Origin of the sequence: Campylobacter sp. MG1 (assembly GCF_026616895.1) — a bacterium.
Lineage (GTDB): Bacteria > Campylobacterota > Campylobacteria > Campylobacterales > Campylobacteraceae > Campylobacter_E.
In genome coordinates this window covers 94,577-118,343 of the sequence record NZ_JANYME010000006.1, presented here as the reverse complement: position 1 = coordinate 118,343, position 23,767 = coordinate 94,577, and the positions used below count along the sequence as shown (strand labels likewise).

The window sequence follows — 23,767 nt, the reverse complement described above, 5'->3', positions numbered from 1 at the left end:
TAATTTTTAAGGTAATAAAACATTGTATAATAAAATTTAACAAAATGTATGTAAATTTAATGAAAAAATACTAAAAAGGTAAAAAATTGAGTAAAAATAATAAAAAATATACATATAAAATAATTTTTAGCTATGACGGATCTAGGTTTTGCGGCTCAGCTAAGCAACCAAATATGAATTGTGTCCAAAATATGCTAGACGAAGCATTAAAAACTGTAGGAATTTTTACACCAAGTATTTTTGCTAGTAGAACCGACAAAGGCGTTCATGCAAAATGCAATGTAGCAAAAATTGAATCAAATTACAAATTAAATGAAAAATTTGTAATTAAAAAATTAAATTATGTATTGAATGGAATTTTTATAAAAAATTTAATTATATGTGAATTTGAGCCTAGATTTGATGCAAAAATTCGCTCTTATAGATATATAATAAGTCCTAAAATTAATGCCTTTAACAAAGCTTTTTTATGTCATTATGAAAAAAATATAAATTTAAATTTATTAAAAGAAGCTATAAAAATATATGAAGGAGAACATAATTTTAAAGAATTTTGTCTTAGTTTAGATAAAGATAAGAACACAATTAGAACCATACATAAAACTAGGATATATACCTATAAAAATATGATTATATTTAATTTTTTTGCTAATGGTTTTTTAAGAGGTCAAATTAGATTAATGATGGATTTTTTGCTAAAAATAAATGAAGGAAAATTAAATTTAAATGATTTAAAAGAACAAATAAGTGGGATTAAATCCCACTCTAGAACCCTAGCATCTCCTAATGGTTTATATCTTAAAAGTATTAGTTATTAATCTTTTTTTATTTTTAAAAAAATCTTAGCATTAATAAAAGCTAAAATACTTATATAACACATATAAGCACCCCCACCTATTATAAAAATACCTCCTAGTTCTACATTTGAATGAAATTTAACTAAAAGTAATGGTGTTATAAAACCAAAAAATGCATATGCTAAATTATATGAAAAACTAATACCTGAAAATAATACATTCGGTCTATACAAATTACACATAAAAATAGCTGTAAAATTTACAATTCCAGTAAAAAAACAAGCTATTAAATAATATACACATATTAATGTTAAATTTTTTCCTATATAAAATTCATAAAAATATAAAAAACAAAAAATAAACAAAAATACTGCAAATGTTTTACAAACTTGTGCCGGATGAAAAATATCTGATAATGCACCTGTGCAAACTAATCCTACCATCATCATAAATGTTCCACCCATCTGTACTATTGTATTAGTAATAGGTTCAATATTATAAGTTGATTTTAAAAAATTTGGCATTAAAATTATCATAACTAAAACACAAGCTGTCATAATCCAAGTAAGTAAAACCGATAAAGATATATCTTTTTTAAATTCTTTTATAACATCTTTTAACGGAAAAGAATGTAATTCATTATTTGCTTGAAGTTCTTTAAAGATAGGTGTTTCTTTTAAAAATCTTCTTAAATACACACTAATTAACCCAAAAATACCACCTAGCAAAAATGGAATTCTATAAGCATATTCTTTTATATCATCTTCTATAAAAATATTTTGTAAAATTAATGTTACCAAATTTCCTAACAAAATTCCACCACACACACCACATGTTAAAACACCTATAAATAAATTTTTTGTATTTGCTGGACTATGCTCATACACAAAAACCCAAGCACCAGGTAATTCTCCACCTATTGCTATACCTTGAGTAATTCTGATTAATAATAAAATCACTATTGCAAGCCATCCAATTTGTTCATAAGTAGGCATTATAGCAAATGTAAAAGTCGGAATAGCCATTAGTAAAATACTTAACATAAACATTTTTTTTCGTCCGAACTTATCACCAAAATGTGCCATTACAATACCACCTAGTGGACGAGCTAGATATCCAGCTGCAAAGGCTCCGTAGGTATTAAATAATTTTAAATTTTCATCAAGGTCAGCTGGAAAAAAATGATGTGTAAAATATGGCGTAAAAATCGCAAATATAATAAAATCATAAAATTCTAAAGTCCCACCTAAAGAACTCAAACTAAGAGTTTTCATATCACTTTTTGTTAATTGTCTATTCATTTTAATCCTTTCTAATCAAAACATTATAATAAATTTTTTAATTTTTATTAATTATTTTCTATGATTCTTAATTTTTTCATACATAATAGCACAAAAATAACTCAATATTCCTATAAAAATCATATAATACCCAGCACCTATTGTATTTGTATTTACAGCAATATCATGTAATTTAACTAATAAAATAGGAGTTAAAAATCCAGCAATAGCATAAGCTATATTATACGAAAAACTAATTCCTGAAAATAATACATTTGGTCTAAATAAATTACACATAAATATTGATGCAAAATTTACTACACCTATAAAAAAACAAGCTAATAAATAAAATGCTGATAACAAAACTAAATCTTTACCAACATATAATTCATAAAAATACATAGGGCAAAATATTATAAGCCCTAATGAAAATATTTTACAAACGTTGCTAGGTTTAAAAAAATCAGCCAAGGTTCCAGTACAAATCAAACCAAAAATAACCATTAAGGCTCCTGCCATTTGCAAACATGTGCTAGTAATTGGTGCTAAATTTAATGTCTTTTTAGCATAATTTGGAATTAGTAATAGCATTATTACAACACATGCAGTTAATACTAATGTTAAACACATTGATAATAATATATCTTTTTTATAATCTTTTATGACACTTTTTAGTGGAAACGAATGCAATTCTTTGCTTTCTTTTAATTTTAAAAATGTTGGAGTTTCACTTAAAAATTTTCTTAAATATACACTAATTAAACCAAAAATTCCACCTAACAAAAAAGGGATTCTATAAGCATATTCTTTAATTTGTTCTTCGGTATAAATTATTTGTAAATTTAAAGCTATAAAAGTTCCTAAAACAATTCCACCACACACGCCACAAGTTAAAAGCCCTAAAAATAAACCTTTAGAATGACTTGGACTATGTTCATATATAAAAACCCAAGCACCAGGCATTTCACCACCCATTGCAATACCTTGCGAAATTCTAATTAGTAGCAAAATAACAATTGCTAAATAACCAATTTGCTCATAAGTAGGCATAATCGCAAAAATAAATGTAGGAATTACCATTAAAATAATGCTTAATAAAAACATATTTTTCCTACCAAATTTATCTCCAAAATGTGCCATAACAATACCACCAAGTGGACGAGCTAAATATCCAGCCGCAAAAGCTCCGTAGGTATAAATATATTTTATGCTTTCATCTAAATAACTTGGTAAAAATGCATCCGTAAAATACGGAGTAAATATTGCAAATATAATAAAATCATAAAATTCTAAAATACTTCCTAAAGCACTAAGGCTTAAAGTTTTAATATCTTTATTATTTAATTCTCTCATAAATTTCCTTTAATTTTATATTTATGCTATTTTTAATTTTGTTAATGATTATTAATTTGAGTAAGAGTATATAGGTAAGGCTTTGCCTTACCAATAGATATAAGTTTTTGTAGATTTAATATCTGCGTAGTTTAATATAGTGCCATCTTCTAATGTGATTTTCTCATCATCAGCACTAAGTAATTTTGCGATAATTTCTTCTTTTTCTTTAGTTTTAATTTTTAATATCTCACCTATACTAAGTTTAAAATGCTCTATTTTAGTAAGCTTTCTTTCAAGTCCAGGAGAGCTTACTTCTAAAAAGTATTTTTCATCTGTAGGTGGATTTAAATCAAGTATAGGAGAAATCAATCTACTAAATTGCTCGCAATCATCAAGGCTAACTGATTTATTTTCTCCATCTTTTAAGATGAAAATTCTATAAATAAAGTTATTGCCTTCTTTTGCTAATTCAGTATCATAAATCACTAAATTAAGCTGTTTAGCTAAATTCTCTAGCTCCATTTATTTCTTTTCCTTATTAATTTGCTTAAATAATTCTTCTATTCTATTAATTTTATCTAAACTATCGTCAAACCTAAAATGAAAATTTGGACATCTATACATACCAAGTGCTCCTAAGCAATGAGCTTGCAATACTTTACTAACTCTTTTTAGCTTAGAAAGAACTAAATTTTGTTCATCTTTTGTAAGCGACATTTTATCTAAATATATAAAAGCATCATAACGACCCTTTTTGCAATCTACATCATTTACTAATAGACCACTTAATAAAGGATCATCTAAGTTTGCTAAAGCTTCTCCTACTAATTCCTTTAGCAAACTTTGTGTTCTTAGGCGTTTTATTTGTGCTTTATCATTCATTATAAACTAGCCTTACTTTGAACTTCTTTATAACTTTCTATAAAATCGCCTTCTCTCATATCATTAAATCCAACGATACCAACACCACATTCATAACCTTTGCTAACTTCTCTAGCGTCGTCTTTAAAGCGTTTAAGTGAGCTAATCTCTCCTTCAAACACTACAACACCTTCACGAATAACACGAATTTTAGCCCCTCTTACTATGCTTCCATCAGTTACCATACATCCTGCTATTTGTCCTACTTTTGGCACATTGATTACTTGTCTAATTTCAGCTTGTCCGAGTTGCTCTTCGCTAATAATAGGACTCATTAAACCACCTAAAATAGCTTTAATCTCATCAATTAGATTGTAAATTACATTATATGTTTTAATCTCAACCTTGGCTTCTTTTGCTTTTTCCTTAATATCCCCCGTTGGACGAACATTAAAGCCAACTATAACACCACCGCTAGCTTGTGCTAAAGCAATATCTCCTTGAGATATTCCACCAACACCACCTAAAACAATATCAACTTTTACCTCATCATTTGAAAGCTTTTCAAGACTTCCTCTAATAGCTTCTAATGTTCCACCTACATCGGCTTTTAAAATAACAGGTAATGATTTTAAATTCCCTTCTTTAATTTTTGCACTTAATTCATCAAGGCTTACTTTTGTTGATTTGCTTAATTCTTTTTGTCTTAAATATTCGTGGCGTTTTTGTGCGTAATCTCTTGCTTCTTTATCAGTCGCAACACTAATTAATGTCTCACCTGCATCAGGAATTTCATTAAGACCCATAATTACACCACACTCGCCTGGTAAAATCTCTTTTAATGCATTACCTTTGCTATCTGTAATGCTTTTTACCCTACCATAAGCAATGCCTGCTACAACGGTATCTCCTACTCTTAGCGTTCCATTTTCCATAATCACAGTAGTTACTACACCACGACCTTTTTGTAAAGAACTTTCAACTATATTTGCTTTTGCAGCTGTATTCTTATTTGCTTTAAGCTCTAAAATTTCAGCTTGTAATAAGATAATTTCAAGTAAATCTTCAATTCCAGTTCCCTTTAAAGCACTAATATGAACGAATTCATGACTTCCACCCCACTCAGTTGGCATAATATCAAGCTCTGCTAATTGAGTTTTAACTCTATCAGGATTTGCTGCTTCTTTATCTATTTTATTAACAGCGATGATGATTGGAACACCCGCTGCTTTTGCATGCGAAATTGCTTCTTTTGTTTGTGGTTTTACACCATCATCAGCTGCAACAACAATAATTACTATATCAGTAACACTAGCACCCCTAGCTCTCATAGCTGAAAATGCTTCGTGACCTGGAGTATCAATAAAGGTTATATTTTTACCATTTTTATTAACCATATAAGCACCAACGTGCTGAGTAATTCCACCTGCTTCGCCACTTGCTACACGACTATTTCTAATATAATCAAGCAAACTTGTCTTACCATGATCAACATGACCCATAATTGTTACAACAGGAACTTTAATATCTTTTAATTCTTCTTGATTTTCTTCATAATCAGCAACATAATCAAATTGTGCAGTCTCATCAAAAAAGCTTATTTCAATTCCAAACTCAAGTCCTAAAATCTCAATAGTTTCTTCATCTAAGAAATCATTTTTAGTAGTCATCATTCCTTGCATAAATAATTTTGAAATTAATTCGCTATCTTTTTTACCTAACTTCTCTGCTAATTCATAAAGTCTTATTTCTTTAGGAATTTTAATACTTGTAATTTCTTCGCTACTTTGTTCTTTTTTATATGCTTTTGATTTTTTACGGCGAGACCTTGCTATTGAAGTATTTGTAAATTGATTGATTTGGTTATTAAATGCACTTCTTAATGAAGTTTGTGCCTTTGCAGGCTTTTCAATATCTTCTTTTCTTTCATTAAATGAAAAATCAGGCATAACCACAACATCATCTTCATCATCATTAATCTCTGCAAAATTAGTATCAAAATCCATCTTAGATGAACTTTCTTTTCTTGCTGCTGGAACTATTTTTTTAGCTTTTTTCTTTTTTAAGCTTTCATCTGTGCTAAATATTGAAGCAAAAGTTTTAACTTCTTGTACTTGAGTTTTTACTTCATTTTTTTTAATATCTTCTTTTGGCGAATTTTTTTTCTTGATTATAACTAAGCCTCTACGCTTTTCTAAGCCACTTTTAGCAAGGGAAATTTTCTCTGGTTCATTTTTAATATCTTCTAAAATTTCATTATTAACAACTTTTTCGCTATTTTGCTTAACTTCAACAACCATATCTTTCACTTCATTATCTTTTTTTTCTTTTTTTTCAATATTGTCTTCTTTTTTATTATTTTTAGTAACATCTTTAGTATTTTTATCAATTTTTGACTTTGTAGTTCTAGTTTTTGAAACTGGTTTTTTAATTTTATCAATTTCTAATTGCAAAATCGAATCAACTGTTCCATTTTTGATATAATTATATAAGGATTGTGCCATATCATGGCTAATTCCTTTTTGTGCTGACTTAAATTCAAATCCTAATAAATTTACTTTTTCTATAAGTTCTTTACTTGTAATACCAATTTCTTTTGCAACATCACTAATTTTAACATTATTCGCCATTTAAAAACCTTTCTCTTAACTTATTTGCGAGTTCTTGTTTATTCATATTATTTTTTATAACTTTATGCAAATATTTAGCAAAACTATCATAGTCTTTATTTAAACACGAACAACATAAATATAAATTTCTACCATTCTTAACATCAAATTTCAATTCATTGTTTAAAATTTTAAAACTATATAAATCTTCTTTGCTCAATCTTGCTTTACAAATAATACACATTCTAATAGGTTTAGATTTTCTCATAATTTTCTTATTTTATTTATTTTTTCTTAACAAAAATAACTTAAATTATAAAATATAAATACCACAATCAAAATTTTATATTTAAAATACTTTTTTTCTAAAAATTAACCTAACTTAATTAAACTTTTACTTTAAAATCAAGGAGAAAACATTGAGTATTAGAAATATAGCAGTAATCGCACACGTTGATCATGGTAAGACTACAATGGTTGATCAGTTATTAAAACAATCAGGAACATTTAGCGAAAGAGACCAAGTTGATGAACGCGTTATGGATAGTAATGATATTGAAAAAGAGCGTGGAATTACAATTCTTTCAAAAAACACAGCAATTAATTATAAAGGCACAAAAATTAACATAATTGATACTCCAGGCCACGCAGATTTTGGTGGAGAAGTTGAGCGTGTTTTAAAGATGATTGATGGGGTTTTATTAATCGTTGATGCTCAAGAAGGTGTTATGCCACAAACTAAATTCGTTGTTAAAAAAGCATTAGCATTAGGTCTTAGACCAATAGTTGTGGTAAATAAAATAGATAAAGCTGCAGCTGAGCCTGATAGAGTAATTAATGAAGTATTTGACCTTTTTGCTGCACTTGATGCAACTGATGAGCAATTAGATTTCCCTGTAATTTATGCAATTGGAAAAGAAGGTATTGCAAAAAATGAATTAGATGATGATAGTAAGGATATGCAACCTTTATTTGACAAGATAATTGAGCATGTTCCAGCACCAAGTGGTAGTAATGAAAATCCTTTACAATTACAAGTATTTACATTAGGTTATGATAACTTCGTTGGTAAAATTGGAATTGCTAGAATTTTTAATGGAACAATTTCAAAAAATCAAAATGTAATGTTAGCTAAGGCCGATGGGACAAAACACACAGGAAGAATTTCAAAACTAATTGGATTTTTAGGTTTAGAAAAAATGGATATTGATAGTGCTAGCACAGGAGATATCGTAGCAATTGCAGGTTTTGATGCTTTAGATGTTGGAGATAGCGTAGTTGATCCTAGCAATCCTATGCCACTTGACCCACTACATATAGAAGAACCTACTTTAAGCGTTGTATTTAGCGTAAATGATGGACCTTTAGCAGGAACTGAAGGAAAGCATGTTACAAGTAATAAAATTGCTGAAAGATTAGAAAGCGAAATGAAGACAAATATCGCTATGAAATATGAAAATATTGGCGAAGGTAAGTTTAAAGTAAGTGGTCGTGGTGAATTACAAATTACGATTTTAGCTGAAAATATGAGAAGAGAAGGTTTTGAGTTTTGTCTTGGACGCCCTGAAGTTATCGTAAAAATTGAAAATGGAGTTAAAACAGAGCCTTTTGAAAATCTAGTTATTGATGTTCCTGATGAGTTTAGTGGAACGGTTATTGAAAAGCTTGGAAGAAGAAGAGCTGAGATGAAAAGTATGGTTCCAACAGGAGATGGACAAACTAGACTTGAGTTTGAAATTCCTGCTCGTGGGCTAATTGGATTTAGAAGTCAGTTTTTAACAGATACAAAAGGTGAAGGTATAATGAATCATAGTTTTATGGAATTTAGACCTTTTGTTGGTAGTGTTGAAAAACGCCAAAATGGAGCATTAGTGAGTATGGAAAATGGTGTTGCATTAGCTTATTCATTATGGAATCTTCAAGATAGGGGTGTTTTATTTATAGACCCTCAAGCAAAAACTTATGTTGGTATGATTATAGGCGAGCATAGCCGTCCGAATGACCTTGATGTAAATCCTATAAAAGGTAAAAACCTAACCAATGTTCGTGCTAGTGGTAGTGATGATGCTATTAAATTAGTTCCACCTAGAAAACCTACTTTAGAGCGTGCTATGGAGTGGATTGAAGAAGATGAATTAGTAGAAGTAACTCCAATTAATATTCGTATTAGAAAGCGTTATTTAGACCCAACTCTAAGACGCCGTATGGAAAAACAAAAATCATAATTTTGGGTATGTAAAATACCCAAATACTATAAATTTAAAAAAACTATTTTCTTAAAATAATAATCTTTATTAAAGCAAAAAATCGCTATAAAAACATAAATCTCTGTATTTATAAATTTTATAAATAAAATTAATTTTTAATAATACTAAAAAAATATTAAATTGTTTATTACAAAATACAAATTTAAGTAAAATTTAAAAATGTGAGTTAGTAAAATAGGATTTTAATTTTTTAAAAGAAGATTTTAAATCATATATATAAAGTATTTTAAATCACGATAAAAATGTATTATCAAACATAAAATCAATAAAATTACTTTTAAAATCTTATTTTATAATAATTTTATCATTCTATTAGTTTTTGTAATTAATCCTGCTTGTAATATTGTATCTTGACTAATTTTAATAAATATAATTAAAAACGAGTAATTTAATATCTACAAAAAATAAAATAATTACTAATTTAGCTTTATGATACTAAGATAAAGCTTGATAAATATGGAAAGCATTATCGTAACTTAAAGAATTTTTTTAAAAAAAATTTTAATTATAAAACTATCTTAATCAATGTAACTACTAATCCAAGTAATTAGTAATCATTTAAAATTTAAAAGAAAGTCTGAAAACATTATACATAATAAAAATTCCAAAACAAATTAAGATTTTTTATTTATTAATTTAATAATACAGCCAAATTTCAAATCAAAATTTTATTTAAATTTCAAAATAAATTAGAAAGTTCTATAATTCTCATCGTTTTTACATTACAAACACTAAAAAGTATAATTTGCTGTTAAATTTAAAATAATTATTTTAAAATTTAATATAAAACATATGTCAAAAATTTAAAAAAATTATTATAACCCATAAAAATTTAAAAATAACAATAAAAACTGTAAAAAATTCTATATTTTATTAAGCTAAAAGCTCTTTTACAAAATCACTCATAGAATAATTTTTATTCTCTTTAGTAATAAGCCATTTTGCTACATTAATAGCACCTTTAGCAAATATTACTCTAGAATTTGCATTATGAATTAATTCTATACTTTCATCATCTCCATAAAATCCAACACTATGATACCCTGCAATGCTACCACCTCTAAGGCTTACTAAACCTATTTCGTTATCTTCTCTTTTGCCTTCTCTATTAAAGCAAATCTTATGCTCTTTATTTAAAGCTTTATTTCTAGCTTCAAGTGCATTTTTTGCTAATGTTAGAGCTGTTCCACTAGGAGCATCAACTTTATGTTTATGATGTTTTTCATAAATTTCTATATCAAATTCTTTTAAAGCAAGTGCAGCAATTTTCGTAAGTTCATTTAATATTGCAACACCCAATGAAGTATTAGAAGCCCAAAAAAACTTACCTTTATAAGTTTTAGCTTTTTTAAAATATTCATCTTTAAGCCCAGTAGTTCCAACAACTAAAGCTGGTGGATTATCTAATAAACTAGCTTTTTCAAGTAATTCAACACTAGCAGCAGGAGTAGAAAAATCTATTATAACATTAGCTTTAAAAAGCTCATTATAATCATTATTTTCCTTAGTAAAAGAATATACTAAATCAATATTCTCATCAGCCAAAGCTAGTTTTACTAGCTCCTTACCCATTCTACCATTTGCCCCAAATACTGCTAGATTTATCATTTTATTATAATAGTGAGTTTAATTTATCAGCTAAAGCTTGTTTTGCTTGAGCACCAATTACCGTATCAACTATTTCGCCATTTTTGAAAAATAACATAGTAGGAACTGAGCGAATTCCAAACTCAGCAGCTAATTCTTCACAATCATCAATATTAACTTTAGCCACTAATGCTTTACCTTCAAATTCATTTGCTAATTCTTCAATAGCAGGTGCAAGCATTCTGCAAGGTCCACACCATGGTGCCCAAAAATCTACTAAAGCAACGCCTTTTTTAGCTAAATTAATATTTTCACTTGTTAATTCTTTTGCCATTTTATTCTCCTAAAAAAATATTTGTAAATAAAAATTATCATCTAACTTAGTTAATGAATATTTATTTTATTAAAGCACAATAACACAAATTACAATAAGGAAAAATTATGATATTTAGTGATGAAGAATTAATTGAACCTTGTTTAAATGTCCTAAAATCAAAGCTTCACATACTTCATAATGATGGTGGCGATTTGGAGTTTTTGGGTGTTAAAAACGGGGTTGTTTATATAAAATTACTTGGTGCTTGTCATGGTTGTGCTGCTGCAAATACCACTTTAAAATTAGGGCTTGAAAGGGCTTTAAAAGAACAAATTGATAGCAATATTTCGCTAATAAATCTTGAAGGTGGAAAGGAAGCTTTTGAAAAACTATGAAAGTTAATTTAGATAATTCTTACATAACAGATAATTCAAATGAATGTGAAAAAGGTTGTTATTTTTTACTAACTAATTCAAATTCCAAATACGAAAACGATGCAAAATCTAAAGGTGCTTTAGTAATTAACGAAGCAAAAGCAAGAGAGCTTTTAAAAATCAATGAAAATATAAAAATTATAGGCATAACAGGCACAAATGGTAAAACCACTACCGCTGCTGCAATTTATTCTATATTGCTTGATTTAGGTAAAAAAGTATTTTTATGTGGAACCCGTGGGGCATTTTGTAATGATAAAAAAGTTGCGGCAAAATCTTTAACAACAGGATTTTTATTAGAATTATTATCGTATTTACAAGTTGCAACTTTAAATAATTGCGAATATTTTGTAATGGAAGTAAGCTCTCACGCAATTGCACAAAATCGCTGTGGAGATATGAAATTCGCTGCTAAAATCTATACTAATTTAACTCAAGACCATTTAGACTTTCACGAAACTTTTGAAAATTATGCAAATTGCAAAGCAAGTTTTTTTCAAGATGAATGCTTAAAAATAATAAATCAAGATGCTTATAAATTTTCTTATAATGTAAAAGGTGCTATTACTTATGGTATAGAAAATCCTGCTTTATATAGTGTAAAAGCTTATACATTAAATAATGGAATAGAAGCTATAATAAGTATAAAAAATGAAATTTTTGAAATTTCTTCACCATTAAATGGTCTTTTTAATATTTATAATCTTTTAGCTGCTATAGCATGTATTAATGAACTTTTAAAACCAAATAAGGAAAATTTAGAAAAAGCTATATCAAATTTTGCTGGTGTTATGGGAAGAATGCAAAATATCGATAATAATGAAAATCGCAATATAATAATAGATTTTGCCCATACTCCAGATGGCGTAAAAAATGTCTTAGAAACTATGGGTCATAAAAATTTAATAGTAGTCTTAGGAGCTGGTGGAAACAGAGATAAAACAAAAAGAACTCCTATGGCAAAAATAGCTAGTCATTATGCTAAAAATGTATATTTAACAAGTGATAATCCAAGAGATGAAAGACCTATTGATATTTTAAACGATATGATAGATGGTTTAAATGAAAATGAATTAAAAAACATTAATATAGTAATTGATAGAAAATTAGCAATTCATAAAGCACTTTTAGCACAAAATGATGATGATTGTGTTATGATTTTAGGTAAAGGTGATGAAGACTATCAAGAAATTAAAGGTGTTAAATACCCTTTTTCTGATGAAAAAGTTGTGTTAGAATGCTTAAAAGAAATAAAAAAATATAAAGAAAAACTAAGATTGAAAGGTGAATATGTTTAAAGATTTTGATTTTTCAAAAATGCAAGAAATGTTACAAGATGTTCAAAACAAAGCACAAGAATTTGAAAATGAATTAAAAAATAAAGAATATACCGCTAAAAGTGGTGCTGGAATGGTAGAGGTGAAAGTTAATGGTAAATTTCAAATAATTGATATAAAAATTGATGATGAGTTATTAAATGATAAATCATCTATGCAAATTTTACTTATATCAGCATTAAATGACGCATTAAGTCAAGCTAGTGATGGCACTAAAATGAGTGCTGCAAATATGTTTTTTAAAAATAACTAATTTAAGGAAGTATTATGAATAATGAAACATTAGAAAAAATGTCAAATAATTTAAGATTTTTAAGTGTAGATATGATTAATCGTGCAAATAGTGGTCATCCAGGCGTAGCAATGGGACTTAGTGATATTTTAGCAGTGCTTAGCACAAAAATTAATCTAAATACAAAAAATCATATAAATCGTGATAGATTAGTATTTTCAGGCGGACACGCAAGTTCTTTAATATATTCGTTTTTACATTTAAGTGGATTTAATTTAAGTCTTGATGAGCTTAAAAATTTTCGCCAATTAGGCTCACTTGCAGCAGGGCATCCTGAGATTAAAACTCACGGAGTAGAAATAGATACAGGTCCACTTGGTCAAGGTATTGCAAATGCTGTTGGTTTCGCAATGGCAGCAAAATTTGCTAGTAGCAAACTAAATAATTCGTTAAATCATAAAATATACTGCCTTTGTGGAGATGGGGATTTGCAAGAAGGAATTAGCTATGAGGCTTGTTCTTTAGCAAATGTTCATAATTTAAATAATTTAGTATTAATTTATGATAGTAACGAAATTAGTATTGAAGGCGATGTAAAAAATACTTTTAATGATGATATGTATTTTAGATTTATGAGTCTAGGTTTTAATGTTATAATGATAGATGGGCATAATTTTGATGAAATTAGCAAGGCTTTAGAAATGACTAAAAATGCTGAGCGTCCAAGTATTATCATAGCTAAAACCAAGATTGGAAAAGGTGCTTGTGAATTAGAAGGAAGCGAGAAAACTCACGGCTCACCACTAGGTGCTGAACTAGCTTTAAAAGCTAAAAAAGCAGCTAATTGGAATGAAGAAGAGTTTTATATAGATAGCGAAGCTAAAAATGGCTTTGAGAAAATGTGTAAAAGAAGTGATGAGTATTTTGCAAGTTGGGATAAAGCAAATAAATTTAGTGATGAACAATTAGAATTTATAGCTTATTTAGAAGGCAAAAAAGATTTAAATGTGGATTTTTCTAAACTTGATTTAAGTAAAAATTACGCTACAAGAGATAGCAACCACGCTTGTCTAAACGAAATAGCAAAACAAATTCCTACATTTTTAGGTGGTTCAGCAGACTTAGCACCATCAAATAAAACTTATCTAAAAGATTATGCAGATATTAGAAATGGTGGTAAAAATATAGCTTTTGGTATTCGTGAGCATGCAATGGGTGCAATTATAAATGCAATGGCAAGATATGGTTTGCATCCGTTTTGTGCTACATTTTTAGTATTTAGTGATTATTTAAAGCCTTCAATAAGATTAGCGGCTTTAATGAATTTAAAAGCATTTTTTGTATTTTCACACGATAGCATAGGAGTAGGAGAAGATGGTCCAACTCATCAACCAATTGAGCAAATCAGCACTCTTAGAAATATTCCTAATCTATACACTTTCCGTCCTGCTGATATGGCTGAAAATATAGCTTGTTGGCAAGTAGCTTTAAAGCTAAATAATCCAAGTGCATTCACACTTAGTCGCTCAGCACTTCCAAGCTTAAATACAAGTATTCCTGATATTAGCAAGGGAGCTTATTTTATAAAATATAGCGATAATGCAGAAGCTACAATAATTGCAAGTGGTAGTGAAGTTGCACTCGCACTTGAAGTTGCAAAAGATAAAAATATAAATGTATTAAGTATGCCTTGCTTTGAATTATTTGATAAGGAATTTGATAAATCTTTATTAAAAGGCAAGATTATCGGAATAGAAGCTGCAAGGTCTTATGAATTATATAAATACTGCGATGAGCTTTTCATAATGGATAGTTTTGGCGCTAGTGGTAAAGAAAAAGATGTATTTAAATATTTTGGATTTGATGCAGAAAAAATAAAAGAAAAACTATAATCTAGTGCTACTTTAAAGTAGCACTTTTTAAATTTATTTTAATTTAACATTTTCAAAAATTGCCGGAGTATAATTCACACCCAATTTAAATGCAGCATCAACTTTTTTAGAGTAAGCATCTTTTTTGTCTTGGCTAACCTCATCAAATGTGGCATCAGAGTAGTATTTTCTTATAATTTTTAATTTATCACTATCACTTTTAGCCGTTTTAACTTCTTCTAAAATATGTAATGTTTTTGATAATGCAGTTTTATGCATAGGTAATGGGGTTAGAACAAAAATAATATCATTATCTTTCAAGCTATCCTCAATTGTTTCTAAGTGTTTTCTACACCAAGGGCAATCAGGGTCGCTAAATACAACAGTTGCAACTCCATTATTTTTATTACCTAATTTAATTGTCATATCCTTGTTATTTTTTATAAAATTAGGTAGCTGTGCTTGTAAAGCTTTTTGTTTTTCTTGTTCTTTTTTCTCCATAAATTTAGCTCTTAAATCTACCTTTTCATCTAAATCAAATAATGTAGGAGTAGCAAATTTACCATCGCTAAAAAATACATCAGAACCAACAACTTGACCATTTGCTAAAATATTAAATTCAACCATTTCATATTTTGAATTAGGAATTTTATCAGATTTAACCAGTTCAATATCAATATTTTCAGCTGGTGTTAAAGTCTTAACAAATTCAATCGCTTTATCACTAATTTCACTAGCACTTAATGCACCTAAAACTGACATCGCTAAAATTATTTTTTTCATTCATTCTCCTTTTAAATAAGCATTCTACATTATTTTAAATAACGTTTGTTATTAATATTTTTCACATAATTTAAAGTGTCTAAATATTCTAACAATGCTATAGCATATTTACGACTTAGATTATATTTATTTTTCAATTCTTGCACACCTATGCCGGATTTTAACTCATCTTTAATTTCTAAAACAAATTCATCAAGTATATTTTTGTTTATAAAATAATTATGAGAAAGTCTAATAACCTTATTTGCTAAACACATTTTTTTAAGAATATCGTCACCACTTTTTCTATCTAAATTTAAATCATCATAAATATTATATGGCGCCTTAGGAGTTAAAGAATTTAATTCTTTATAAATGATATCTTCATTATTTTCTAAAATATTATCAACTTGCATACCTTTTAAATGATACAAGCCATTATTAAATTCAAGTTCTTCTATATTTTTTAACGCCATATCACATAAAAATTCATCTGTACCCAATGATTTTTCAAGTGATTTTGCACTTTGTAGTGAAAATTTATTCTTGAAAAATAATTTTTTAATCTTATCAATAGTTTTATTTAATGCTTCAGCTGTATAAATACAAGCACCGTTGCAATCAACTATTTCACCAACTTCTTTTGCATAATCTAATGCTTGTTCAGTAGTTAGATTAAAACGCTGTGGAGCACAAAATAAACCAAAACCATTAGAATGATTTGTATTTAATATTTTAAATACTTCTTTAAAATTTTTTTGTTCTAAATATTTTAATAATTCTACCATTTTTGCTTTTTTTAATGGTTCAGTGATTGAATTTAAAATCCTTCCTCCAGCTACTGCTCTACCATTTTTTAATATAACATAAGGTTCATCAAAAATAAAAGCTGCTGCTTTACATAATTCAAATTTTGCAAAACCTTGATATTCTAAAAATTTTGCTTCAATTTGTTTATTTCCTGAACAAAATACGACTTTTTCATCATGTTTTAAGCATCCAACTAAAGTAGCATAAATTTCCTTACTTGTTCTTAAGTAACCCTTAGAATAAAGAACATCTCCTTTTTTTAATTCACCTTTAAATACAAAAGCGACCCTTGCTGGAGCTTTTATAATATCTACATTTTTATGCTGGACTTCTATACTTTTAATAAGTATATTTTGTTGATTTTCATTAATTAAATTTTTGCATTCTAATATACCACTTTTTAAAAGACCGGTAGCAACTGTTCCTATGCCATTTACATTAAATACTCTATCAATATTTATTCTAGTAGAAGAAACTTCATAATCTGGTCTAGGCAAATTTAATAAATATTCTTTTAATTCTTCAATGCCTTCATTTGTCTTAGCACTAACTAAAAAAATACGATTTGGTATAAAATCTAATTGATTAATAATATCATTTTTTGCTTTTTTTAAATCATCACATAAATCAATTTTATTCAAAACTAAAATTATATTTTTTACTCTCATAATTTTTAATATAAAAATATGTTCTAATGTTTGCTCTTTTATACCTTCATTTATATCAATAACCAACATTGCATAATCACTTTGCACACCATTTATCATTGTTTTTAATAAAGATTCGTGTCCTGGAACATCTACAAAAGAAATATCATCTAAATTTGAAAAACTAAGATTGATAGTAATTCCACGCCTAAGTTCTTCTGGTGTATTATCTCCATTAAATCCATTTAAAGCTTTAATTACTGATGTTTTGCCATGGTCAATATGTCCTGCCGTTTGTATTATTAACATTTATAAAGTCCTTCTTTTCTCCATAATGAAAAATTTTTTTCATATCCTATACTAAAATCACTATAAAATTCAGGGCAATTAGGTGCCATAATTTGTTTTTTATGTGGTTCATCATGTGGATAAATATAAAATTTATCCTTATCAGGATGATTGTTATTTAAATAATTTGGAATTTCTAATGCCTCATTATTTTTCACAAAATCTAAAGCATTATTTATAGCTAAATAAGATGAATTAGATTTTTTAGAATTACTTAGCATTACAACACATTGAGATAATGGAATCCTAGCCTCAGGTAAACCTATTTCTTTACAAATTTGCAAAGTTGCATTAGCAACTACCAAGGCATTTGGATTAGCATTTCCAACATCCTCACTTGCAAATATACAAAGTCTTCTAGCAATATATAATATATCAACACCTGAATTTATCATCCTAGCAAGATATAAAATTGCAGCATTTGTATCACTTGCTCTTAAGCTCTTAATGAAAGCTGAAGTTAATAAATATTCATCATCTTTATTGCTAATATATGATTTTCTTAAAGATTTTAAATTTTCTAGTGTAATTTTTCCAAAAACACTGGCGTATTTATATAAATTTAACATAGCCCTTGCATCATTTGCACTTGATTTTATAAGATACTCTCTAGCGTCTTTTTCTATATTAGGATTTAAGTTATCTAAAATCTGACCTAATTCATCGTTATTTAAAGACTTAAATTCAAAAAATAAAAGTCTAGAACATAAAGCTTTATTAAGCGAATAAATAGGATTATGAGTACTTGCAGCTATAAAATAAAAATTATCTTCTTCTAAAGGTTTTAACAATACATCTTGCACACCTTTATTAAGACGATGAATCTCATCTATAAATACCAAAGGCTTAAAAATACCATCTTTTTTAATAATCTTACGCATCTCTTCTACACTAAAAGATGCACCATCAAATTCATAAAAAATAGTATTTAATTCTTTTGCTAAAATTCTTGCAAAAGTAGTTTTCCCTACTCCACTAGGTCCATAAAAAATGCTTGGTGGAATTATTTTTTTTTCTAAAAATACTTTGAATTTATCTCTTACTTCGTTTTGCCCTACCATTACAATCCTTTAAAAGGGCATTGTAATGAATTTATTTTAATAACTTAGCAAAATTTAAGAATAAATTTATATATTTTCCAAATCCATATTCTTTTAAAATAAATATAGAAATTTCTTTTAATATATCTTTATTTTCATTTTTATTTTCAGTAGAATTATCATTTTTAACAAAAAAATTCTTAATCCTATTAAGACTACTACTTGCTGATTTTAGAATTTTAAAACTTTTTTTTACATTATCGCTTTTTTTATCTTTTTTTAAAAATGATAAAAATACTTTTGTAATTTTTTTTATAAATGAAAACATTTGATATCCTTCATTGATAATAATTTTTATATTCTATCACAAAAAAATTATAATATGATATTTTTTTTCATTATCTTTATAATATTTTATATTTTATCAAATAAGTAGGTATTAAAAGTATTTTTATAAATTTTATTTTTTATTTTAAAAACTAGATATAATCAAAAAAAATATTTCAAAGGTAAAAAATGCTTGATTTAATTCATGAATATGAAAAACTAATAGGTAATACTCCACTAGTTGCGATTGATTATACTTACAAAGGTGTAAAATCCAAATCTTATTTTAAATTAGAATATTTTAATCCAAGTGGCTCGATAAAAGATAGAATGGCATTGCAAATTATTAAAGATGCAATTAAAAACAAAGAATTTAACAAAAATATGAGTATAGCAGAAGCAACTAGTGGCAATACAGGTATAGCATTTGCTGCTTTAGGCGCTTTTTTAGGTGTTGAAGTAGAAATTTTTATGCCTTGTTGGATGAGTGAAGAGCGTAAAAAATTAATAAAAAGCTATGGAGCAAAATTAAGAGAAGTAAGTGCTTTAGAAGGTGGATTTGAAGGAGCTGTAAAATTAGCCAATGAAAGTGCTAAAAGAAAAAGAGAAAATTTTTTAAATAAAATTTTATTAGAAAATGAAAAAGAAAAAGAAGTATTTTTGCCTCATCAATTTGATAATTTAAACAATATAAAAGCTCATGAAAATACAGCAAATGAAATCATAAATACACTTAAAAAACACAATCTAAAACCAGAATGTTTTGTAGCCGGTGTAGGAACTGGTGGTACCATAATGGGGGTTGGTAAAATATTAAAACCATTAGGAGCAAAAATTTGTCCACTTGAACCTGAAGGATGTGCTAGTATGAGTATACCAGGTCAAAATTCAGAACATAAAATTCAAGGTATAGGAGATGGATTTGTGCCAAGCATAGTAAATTTAAATGAACTTGATGATATAATCATAGTAAATGATATAGATAGTATCATAATGGCTCAAAAATTAGCAAAAATAGGACTTGGAGTTGGAATTTCAAGTGGAGCTAATTTTTTAGGTTGCGTTAAAGCAAAAGAAATTCATAAAGATATGGTTTGCATATCGGTTTTTGCCGATGATAACAAAAAATACTTAAGCACTGATTTAACTAAAAAATTAGAAAGCGAAGAAAGATTTTTAAGCAATCATATAAATTTAATTGGATATACAATTTTATAAAGGGTAAATAATGAAAAATTTTTTTTTAATTACAACATTAATAGGTTTTGCATTTGCAAATTGTGAATATAAAATTCAAAAATTACAAGAAGAATTAGAATACGCTAAAAAATATAACAATCATAATCGTATAAAAGGACTAGAAAACGCTATAAATAATATTCAATATAAATGTAGTAATGTTAATAAGTCACAGAATTTAGATTATATAGAATTAAAAAATCAAAAAAAAGAAAAAATAAAAGAATTAGAAAAACAACTTGATGAACTAAAAAACAATAAAAAAAATATGAATAAAATGGAATATAAAAATAAGAAAAAAGAACTAAAAAATCAAATAAAACAAATCAAATCAGAATACAAAAATTAAGCTATCAATAGCTTAATTATCTACAAAATTAACAAACAATGATTAGAAAATTTTAATAAAATGGCGCGGCGGACGGGGCTCGAACCCGCGACCTCCGGCGTGACAGGCCGATATTCTAACCAGCTGAACTACCGCCGCAACCAATAAAAAGAATGGTGGTCGCTATAAGACTCGAACTTATGACATCCACCTTGTAAGGGTGGCGCTCTACCAACTGAGCTAAGCGACCGATGGCGACCCTTGAAAGATTTGAACTCTCGTTTCCAAACGGAGAGAATGGCGTCCTGAGCCACTAGACGAAAGGGTCAAACCTGGATCAAAAAGAATGGTGTCCTGTGTTGGATTCGAACCAACGGCCCCCTCATTAAAAGTGAGATGCTCTACCTGCTGAGCTAACAAGACACTAAAAATTAAAAATAAGTTTGAATTATACAATTTAAAACTTAAATTAAAATTAATTTTTTAAAAATATTTTTAAAATAAAAAACATAAATTTCATATAAATCACATTTAAAAAATAAATTGTCTTATAAATAACATATTTAATACTCAAACATATTTTAACTAGATTATTATAAAGATTAATAACTAGATTAAAAATTTAGAATACAATAAATATATTTTAAATTTAAAAAAAATAATATCAATTTATCTTTTCATAAAAATACTTATGTAAAAATTCTAATTTTATTGACAATATCTTACTAATTTGATTTTATTTATTAAGTAATTTTTTAGATATCAATTATATTCTTTAAAAAATATAATCGTGATAAAATCACGATTATTGCATTCTATAAACATAGTTTCCATCATTTATATCAAGGCTAATTTCTAATACGCTACTACAATTATGTTTAAAAAATAAGCTTTCGCCAAATTTTAATTTTACTTCATTTTTTAATGGATTTTTTAGCTTGCAATTATTTCTATTAACCACCACATTTCCTATACTAACCTCATCATCGTTACTTGTAATTTTAATAATTTGAACTTCTTTAAAATCTGGCATAAAATCATTCAATTCTACGATATATTCGCCTCTAGTTTCCACAATATCGCTATATGTTTCAATAAATACCAAATCATCAGCAGCAAATAAAGGTAAAATAAAAAATAATAAAAATAATCTTTTCATTAATAATCCCTTAATGTAAGTTCTTTTTTAGTAAGTGGGTCAAGTTCTATTTCTAAATCCGTTCCTTCACCCTCTCTTAACCTATCCTTTAATTCATTTACATAAAATGTACCTGTTAAAGTTTCTTTAATAAGTTCTCTGTATTGTAAGTTTGGGTCGCTACTTTTAATACATCCCTCTTCATCATTATTAAATTTCCAAGCATATTTACCTTTAGTTTCGTGCGGAACTGATAAGTAAAAAAATCTATTATCATCAATGTCTTTATAATTGTTTCTAAAAACCAAACTACCCTCTCCTTCATTTTCGTGTAGATAATCGCCTATTTCAACACCACCATATAATACAACACCCTGTGTTAGGCCATTTTCATTAAATTTACACCCTTCTTCTGTTAGCAAACAATTTCTTGCCCCACTTAACCAAAAATCTTTATATTCAATATTATACTTGTCAATTTTTTCATTATAATCTCCAACAGTTCTAAGCTCATTTGACTCATCATAGTCGTAATAATAATAACAATATGTGACATTTAACTTTACTACCTTACCTTGATTTTTCTCAATAGCCTTTCTTAGATTATCAACATCAGCTTGAGATTTAATGAAAATATTAATCTCTTCCATAGTTTTTTTCTCAAGGTTAAAAACACTAGGAAAAAACACAGCAATAATACCTAAAGCGGTGGTAATAAATCCACCTATTGAACCTAAAATAACTTTCTTTTCAAATTTCATAAAAGTTCCTTTCATAATAAATTTATCACAATAATACCCCCCCCATAGTTAATATTTGATAAATACTTATTATTTATAATTTTTATTATTATTTTTAATAAAATTACAGAAAAAATTTTATTACCTTTATTAATGGAATTTTTATAAACTAATGCGGTTGTTTAAATTATTTTAAAGGTTATATATGAATTTCATACAAAAAACAACACTGAGTTATTCTCAAAACTATCTAAAAAAACAACTAAAACAAAAATTTAAATTCAAACAAAATGAACAAATAAATAAACAATCTACACACAATAATGAATTAATGCTATACATTCATATACCATTTTGTCATACATTTTGTCCTTATTGTAGCTTTCATAAATTTGCTTACGATGAGCAAAAATGCAAAGAATATTTTGAAATTTTAAGAATAGAATTAAAACAACTAAAAGATTATGGATACAACTTTAACACTCTTTATGTAGGTGGTGGTACAACATTAATAAATGAAAAAGAATTAATCAAAACCTTAATTTTAGTTAAAGAGCTATTTAATATCAAAGAAATTTCATGTGAGACTGACCCTAATCATATAAAACCTGAAATTTTAAAAGATTTTGTAGGTTTAATTGATAGACTTAGTTGTGGCATACAAAGTTTTGACGATGAAATTTTACAAAAAACAAGTAGATTGGAAAAATTTGGTAATCACAAAGAACTTATAAAAAAACTTGAAAATGCTATAGGAATACTACCTACTTTTAGCATAGATTTAATTTTCAACTTTCCATTTCAAAGTGAAAAAATGTTATTAAATGATATTAATATCGCAAAAAACATAGCACCAGAGCAAATCACAATGTATCCACTTATGAAATCAAACATTACAAAAGATGCTATAAGTGCAAAATTTGGTATAGACAATAATAATAACGAATTAAAATATTATCAAATAATTTGTGATATGTTTAAAGATTATAAGCAAAATAATTCTTGGAGCTTTTCAAAAAATAAAACTAAATTTAATGATGAATATGTAAGCACTCACCACGAGTATATCGGTGCTGGAAGTGGTGCATTTTCATTTACTAATAACAAACTTTTAATAAATGCATTTAAGCTAGATGAATATAAAAATTTAATATTAAATAAAAAAAATGCAAATATAGCACATATAAATTTCAATGATAATGATGTAATTGATTATGTGTTTTTAACTGAATTATTCAGTGGTAAAATAAATGTAAAAAAAATAAATGATACCTATAAATGTGATTTAATTAACTACCTTGGTTATAAATTTAAAGGATTAAAATATTCAAATGCTATTGTTTTTGAAGATAATATAATCTATAATACAGAGTTTGGAAAATATTTAGCACTTGTTTTGATGAAAGAATTTTATATTAATATGGACTTGGTAAGAGCGTATTTTAGAAAAGATTTATAAGGA

General features: G+C 27.1%; 23 protein-coding genes and 4 tRNA genes. 9 read left to right on the top strand and 18 right to left on the bottom strand.

The window, feature by feature from the left end:
- Window positions 1–86 precede the first annotated feature (86 nt).
- Window positions 87–818 carry a tRNA pseudouridine(38-40) synthase TruA gene (truA, locus tag NY022_RS06520; RefSeq protein WP_267524588.1) on the top strand — a complete coding sequence of 244 codons (732 nt, stop codon included), beginning with the start codon at window positions 87–89 and terminating at the stop codon, window positions 816–818.
- On the opposite strand, the gene NY022_RS06515 is transcribed toward truA, so the two are convergent.
- From NY022_RS06515 to NY022_RS06490, 6 genes are all read right to left on the bottom strand, one after another.
- Window positions 815–2,098 (bottom strand): MFS transporter, encoded by a 1,284-nt coding sequence (locus tag NY022_RS06515; RefSeq protein ID WP_267524586.1) that lies wholly within the window; start codon window positions 2,096–2,098, stop codon window positions 815–817. The two genes, truA and NY022_RS06515, sit on opposite strands and share 4 nt — an antisense overlap.
- A gap of 51 nt (window positions 2,099–2,149) precedes the next feature.
- Complete coding sequence (locus NY022_RS06510) at window positions 2,150–3,430, bottom strand: MFS transporter (RefSeq protein ID WP_267524583.1); 1,281 nt, start codon at window positions 3,428–3,430, stop codon at window positions 2,150–2,152.
- An 87-nt stretch (window positions 3,431–3,517) separates the two neighbouring features.
- Window positions 3,518–3,934 carry a ribosome maturation factor gene (locus tag NY022_RS06505; RefSeq protein WP_267524581.1) on the bottom strand — a complete coding sequence of 139 codons (417 nt, stop codon included), beginning with the start codon at window positions 3,932–3,934 and terminating at the stop codon, window positions 3,518–3,520.
- Window positions 3,935–4,294, bottom strand: coding sequence for a 30S ribosome-binding factor RbfA (rbfA, locus tag NY022_RS06500; protein WP_214116821.1), 360 nt, complete (start codon window positions 4,292–4,294; stop codon window positions 3,935–3,937).
- Entirely contained in the window at window positions 4,294–6,903 is a 2,610-nt protein-coding gene (gene infB / locus NY022_RS06495; protein WP_267524579.1) for a translation initiation factor IF-2, read from the bottom strand. Before infB ends, rbfA begins: the two co-directional genes overlap by 1 nt.
- The gene (locus tag NY022_RS06490; RefSeq protein WP_267524577.1) at window positions 6,893–7,150 is read right to left on the bottom strand and encodes a hypothetical protein; all 258 of its coding nucleotides are present in this window, start codon (window positions 7,148–7,150) and stop codon (window positions 6,893–6,895) included. Before NY022_RS06490 ends, infB begins: the two co-directional genes overlap by 11 nt.
- Window positions 7,151–7,301: 151 nt before the next feature.
- Between NY022_RS06490 and typA the strand changes: the two genes are divergently transcribed.
- A complete protein-coding gene (gene typA, locus NY022_RS06485) occupies window positions 7,302–9,107 on the top strand; it encodes a translational GTPase TypA (protein WP_267524575.1) in 1,806 nt (601 codons plus the stop codon).
- A 915-nt stretch (window positions 9,108–10,022) separates the two neighbouring features.
- On the opposite strand, the gene dapB is transcribed toward typA, so the two are convergent.
- Window positions 10,023–10,757, bottom strand: a complete 735-nt coding sequence (dapB, locus tag NY022_RS06480) for a 4-hydroxy-tetrahydrodipicolinate reductase (RefSeq protein WP_267524573.1) — start codon at window positions 10,755–10,757, stop codon at window positions 10,023–10,025.
- 4 nt (window positions 10,758–10,761) lie between these two features.
- Window positions 10,762–11,070, bottom strand: coding sequence for a thioredoxin (trxA, locus tag NY022_RS06475; RefSeq protein WP_214117217.1), 309 nt, complete (start codon window positions 11,068–11,070; stop codon window positions 10,762–10,764).
- A 104-nt stretch (window positions 11,071–11,174) separates the two neighbouring features.
- Here trxA and NY022_RS06470 point away from each other — a divergent pair, with 104 nt between their 5' ends.
- Genes NY022_RS06470 through NY022_RS06455 form a run of 4 tightly spaced genes read left to right on the top strand, consistent with a single transcriptional unit; the run spans window position 11,175 to window position 14,947 of the window.
- On the top strand, window positions 11,175–11,447 hold the full coding sequence (locus NY022_RS06470; RefSeq protein WP_214117289.1) for a NifU family protein: 273 nt from the start codon (window positions 11,175–11,177) through the stop codon (window positions 11,445–11,447).
- Window positions 11,444–12,784, top strand: a complete 1,341-nt coding sequence (locus NY022_RS06465) for a UDP-N-acetylmuramoyl-L-alanyl-D-glutamate--2,6-diaminopimelate ligase (protein ID WP_267524571.1) — start codon at window positions 11,444–11,446, stop codon at window positions 12,782–12,784. Before NY022_RS06470 ends, NY022_RS06465 begins: the two co-directional genes overlap by 4 nt.
- Complete coding sequence (locus NY022_RS06460) at window positions 12,777–13,076, top strand: YbaB/EbfC family nucleoid-associated protein (RefSeq protein ID WP_267524569.1); 300 nt, start codon at window positions 12,777–12,779, stop codon at window positions 13,074–13,076. Before NY022_RS06465 ends, NY022_RS06460 begins: the two co-directional genes overlap by 8 nt.
- A 14-nt stretch (window positions 13,077–13,090) precedes the next feature.
- Entirely contained in the window at window positions 13,091–14,947 is a 1,857-nt protein-coding gene (locus NY022_RS06455) for a transketolase family protein (RefSeq protein WP_267524567.1), read from the top strand.
- 33 nt (window positions 14,948–14,980) lie between these two features.
- On the opposite strand, the gene NY022_RS06450 is transcribed toward NY022_RS06455, so the two are convergent.
- From NY022_RS06450 to NY022_RS06435, 4 genes are read right to left on the bottom strand one after another with little or no spacing between them, the layout of a single operon-like run.
- Window positions 14,981–15,709: a thioredoxin domain-containing protein gene (locus NY022_RS06450; protein WP_267524564.1), complete on the bottom strand. Its 729-nt coding sequence runs from the start codon at window positions 15,707–15,709 to the stop codon at window positions 14,981–14,983.
- A gap of 29 nt (window positions 15,710–15,738) precedes the next feature.
- Window positions 15,739–17,454, bottom strand: coding sequence for a selenocysteine-specific translation elongation factor (locus NY022_RS06445; protein ID WP_267524562.1), 1,716 nt, complete (start codon window positions 17,452–17,454; stop codon window positions 15,739–15,741).
- Complete coding sequence (locus NY022_RS06440) at window positions 17,448–18,554, bottom strand: AAA family ATPase (protein ID WP_267524560.1); 1,107 nt, start codon at window positions 18,552–18,554, stop codon at window positions 17,448–17,450. Before NY022_RS06440 ends, NY022_RS06445 begins: the two co-directional genes overlap by 7 nt.
- 31 nt (window positions 18,555–18,585) lie before the next feature.
- Window positions 18,586–18,861 (bottom strand): hypothetical protein, encoded by a 276-nt coding sequence (locus NY022_RS06435; RefSeq protein ID WP_267524558.1) that lies wholly within the window; start codon window positions 18,859–18,861, stop codon window positions 18,586–18,588.
- Between the two features lie 188 nt (window positions 18,862–19,049).
- Here NY022_RS06435 and NY022_RS06430 point away from each other — a divergent pair, with 188 nt between their 5' ends.
- The gene (locus tag NY022_RS06430; protein WP_267524556.1) at window positions 19,050–20,078 is read left to right on the top strand and encodes a PLP-dependent cysteine synthase family protein; all 1,029 of its coding nucleotides are present in this window, start codon (window positions 19,050–19,052) and stop codon (window positions 20,076–20,078) included.
- A gap of 10 nt (window positions 20,079–20,088) precedes the next feature.
- Entirely contained in the window at window positions 20,089–20,448 is a 360-nt protein-coding gene (locus tag NY022_RS06425; RefSeq protein ID WP_267524554.1) for a DUF1090 family protein, read from the top strand.
- A gap of 61 nt (window positions 20,449–20,509) precedes the next feature.
- On the opposite strand, the gene NY022_RS06420 is transcribed toward NY022_RS06425, so the two are convergent.
- From NY022_RS06420 to NY022_RS06395, 6 genes are all read right to left on the bottom strand, one after another.
- Window positions 20,510–20,586, bottom strand: a tRNA-Asp gene (locus NY022_RS06420).
- 15 nt (window positions 20,587–20,601) lie between these two features.
- Window positions 20,602–20,677 (bottom strand) — tRNA-Val (locus NY022_RS06415).
- 2 nt (window positions 20,678–20,679) lie between these two features.
- Window positions 20,680–20,755: transfer RNA gene (locus NY022_RS06410), tRNA-Glu, on the bottom strand.
- Window positions 20,756–20,774: 19 nt separating this feature from the next.
- A tRNA-Lys gene (locus NY022_RS06405) sits at window positions 20,775–20,850 on the bottom strand.
- A gap of 382 nt (window positions 20,851–21,232) precedes the next feature.
- Window positions 21,233–21,586, bottom strand: a complete 354-nt coding sequence (locus NY022_RS06400; RefSeq protein ID WP_267524552.1) for a hypothetical protein — start codon at window positions 21,584–21,586, stop codon at window positions 21,233–21,235.
- A complete protein-coding gene (locus tag NY022_RS06395; protein ID WP_267524550.1) occupies window positions 21,586–22,326 on the bottom strand; it encodes a hypothetical protein in 741 nt (246 codons plus the stop codon). The genes NY022_RS06400 and NY022_RS06395 overlap by 1 nt, the downstream gene beginning before the upstream one ends.
- Window positions 22,327–22,510: 184 nt before the next feature.
- Between NY022_RS06395 and NY022_RS06390 the strand changes: the two genes are divergently transcribed.
- Complete coding sequence (locus NY022_RS06390) at window positions 22,511–23,764, top strand: coproporphyrinogen III oxidase family protein (RefSeq protein WP_267524547.1); 1,254 nt, start codon at window positions 22,511–22,513, stop codon at window positions 23,762–23,764.
- Window positions 23,765–23,767 lie beyond the last annotated feature (3 nt).